We start from the raw sequence: 2,915 nt of genomic DNA, 5'->3' as shown, positions 1-2,915 counted from the left end.
GCCCGAGTGGTGTCGGTCCACATCGTCGATCTCCGGAAGTTTGTAGCAAAACCCCCTGAATCAACGACTTGGTTAGACGTCAAGCTAACCAACTGATACCACTCAACTTAATTTCCGATCAGACTCTTAGATCTACCTTGCCATCAACACCTTTCCTACCATTCTGTATCAGAAATGCCTCGATTAGTTCAAACGTCGGCGGCCGTCCGTCAGTTGTAGTGAAGTTTATCGATATTGAACGATTTAGTATTATATTTGCGTCTGCGTGACTGGCAATGTTAGCCGCAGTGTCTCCTTTTATACTTAATTCGAATTCTTTCGGTATTTCATCGACACCATTAGTGTTTATCCCGTTCAGATGCTGATCGGTAATAAGCTTGTTTATATAAGAAATAGAAACTGATCTATCATCAAACTGTGTAAACCGCTCGCCTATTGATGAACCTATTCCGTCAAATACATCAATTGTTATCGTATAACCGTTAGGATCAATACCCTCGTTAGGACCAGTTTCTTGAAATCGATCATAATAGAACTGAGGCTCATCGGCAGTCGGGTGCGCTGGATCGTAATGTATATTTTCTTTGCCTTGCCGAACGCTGAGTAATTGGAAGGCGGAAGATACCCCTCCAATGTTTGTTGGGCTTATCAACAACGACTCAATCAAGTTTACAATGTCAGAAGGCGCATTTAATAGAATTACGTTCGGCAGTTTATATTGAGATCTCTTTTCTTGAGGAATGGCCCAGTACTTTTTTACCGGGTCAAAGAGAAATACTCCCTGGGAAGATATTGTCGTTGCCGGCGCTTGGCTCTGAGATGGAATTCGCTGCGGACTTGTGACATTCCTGATCGTGATTCGACGTGTCGACACCTGAAATGTCCTTTCAAAAAAACATGAATTATAACTATGAGTTTATTCTTCGATAATTTCTGCACAACTCCGATTCAGCGCGGTCGAACCGGACACGTGGGTACGTGGAGGTACCGTGTTGTTGGCAGGAAAAAATCAGAATGCGGCAACCGACATCGTCGCAAGTAATAGCGTGATAGCCCGTGCCGGTAATTTCGGGCGTGTTCGCGAGCGCCAAACGAACGAATTCAAGCCCGTTGCGATTGACTTGAACGTCACTTGCTATCGACAGTCGTATAATCGGCGTCAAAAATTGAGCCTCCGAGGGATGGGCAGGCCGCGATAGCATCAGAAGCGACCAGAACCGCCAGATCAAATGATACTCTTCTGAAGAAAGCCGCCAATCCGCACGATCAAGGCTTGCATACATGATGCAGCGGCGAAGCTCTTCATAACTCTCGCTCTCAAAGGTATTGGGTTTCAGCAAATCTAGTTCAATAAACAAGGGTCGATAGAATTCGCGCGAACCGTCAGGGCGAGCGCGCAACCACGTGTCGAACGCCGCATAATCCGTCAGACATGGTCGATGCAGCACCGACAGCCGGGTGAGGTACTCAAGCGTCTCCAGCGCCACCTGATTGGCGCAAAATCCCTGCGTTAAGTGTAGAGTCAACGGTGTCAGCGCGCAGTAGCGCAAGACAGCGATCGGGTGAATGTCGAGCACCGCCGGGAGTTCGCCAACGTTGGTTGGCCACGCAAATCGTTGTGGGCCAATGAACATAGCGTGGGCGCGAACAGGCCCACCTGCGCGAGCGAAAGTTGGCTCGCGCTGAAGTGAGCCAAGGATAGCACGATGATAAAGATCTGCCGCACGGCTTACCGTCTTGGGTGAACGAGAACCTCGCTCCAACTTCCTTGCCGTATCCAGAAGTTGATCGACTTTAGTGAGTGAATTCGCAACCGCATCACGTGTTGGTAATCCTGATGCCGCCGTTGCGGCATTTCCGGAAAAGCACGCCAATATGCCACCAGCCATCAACGCGCCGAACGTCATCAACCTCACCTGAGCGATCCAAGCTCGAATCATGTGGCCACCCCCTTGCCACGTTCAATGTGACAACTCGTGCGCAACTTGGACGATCCGCGGGGTTGCACGCCCATCTCCGGTAAAAGTATTATCTGAATTTTGATTTGAAATCAGAGAAGTGTCAACACAATTGCCACCGAAACAGGCGTAAATTTCGGGCCAGATAGTTTGCTGCGATTATTGGACAAAAAGATACGCATTACGCTTCCGAGGCGGCGATGTAGTCTGTACGATAACCGACTGTTTGGCTCTGTTCCACGCCGCGGAATTTGGCGATTATTGCTGCTTTTCCGCCTGCCATCGGTCGTTTTTTTGCGAAATTGGCATGTGACACGGTAGTGCGTCTGCGCGCCGCAGTTGGTGCGCCCTAAAAGCCGCGCATCGCACTTAACTTGATAGTGCGCTTTCGCCGGATCGCGAGATTTTACCGGCACGACTGATATGGGCGAAGCCGCCCGGCGGCTTCCGACCCGGTTCCATTAAAAAGCTCGCCCTTGAAGTCGCGCTGATGATCTGATTCAGTTTTCGCGAGGAAGCCGAGATAATCCGATGATGGGTGAGCCACGGTGGCGCAGGAGGCGCCGTTTTACAGCTTCAACGTTGAGCGGCATGTTCCGGCGGGCCATCTGCCGCGCTCGATCGACCGGTTCGTCGACCAAGCCGCCCGATCAAACCGGGTACGGCGTCGAGCTTTCAACAAAATCGCCCCAGATACTGCCGTTCCGGCGGCTGAGCGCCACTCCCGAAAACCGAGCGGCAGCCTTATCGTATCGCACCGCGACCATTGAACGGCTGGGCATGGGTGAGGAGCGGTCGGGAAAGATGTGCCGCGCCTGGGTGAAAGGTGAGCACCTCCAACAACCCCTCGACATTTCCGGTCTGATTTGATTCATTTGGCCTGACAGGAGGCAGCGATGCGTCAGGCAGGATTGTTCGGCTTATCAGAGCATCTCAAGCGGCTTTCGGCGCATGGCG

At 51.3% G+C, this 2,915-nt stretch carries 3 protein-coding genes; 1 reads left to right on the top strand and 2 read right to left on the bottom strand.

Features of this window, described 5'->3' with window-relative positions:
• Window positions 1–118: 118 nt before the first annotated feature.
• Both WC704_RS17715 and WC704_RS17710 read right to left on the bottom strand, forming a co-directional pair.
• A complete protein-coding gene (locus WC704_RS17715; RefSeq protein ID WP_372892362.1) occupies window positions 119–874 on the bottom strand; it encodes a hypothetical protein in 756 nt (251 codons plus the stop codon).
• A 34-nt stretch (window positions 875–908) separates the two neighbouring features.
• The gene (locus WC704_RS17710) at window positions 909–1,940 is read right to left on the bottom strand and encodes a hypothetical protein (RefSeq protein WP_372892360.1); all 1,032 of its coding nucleotides are present in this window, start codon (window positions 1,938–1,940) and stop codon (window positions 909–911) included.
• 600 nt (window positions 1,941–2,540) lie between these two features.
• Here WC704_RS17710 and WC704_RS17705 point away from each other — a divergent pair.
• Window positions 2,541–2,828: a hypothetical protein gene (locus tag WC704_RS17705; protein ID WP_372892364.1), complete on the top strand. Its 288-nt coding sequence runs from the start codon at window positions 2,541–2,543 to the stop codon at window positions 2,826–2,828.
• Window positions 2,829–2,915 lie beyond the last annotated feature (87 nt).

Origin of the sequence: Sphingomonas sp., assembly GCF_041661885.1 — a bacterium.
GTDB lineage: Bacteria > Pseudomonadota > Alphaproteobacteria > Sphingomonadales > Sphingomonadaceae > Sphingomonas.
This window is presented reverse-complemented; position numbering and strand designations above follow the sequence as displayed.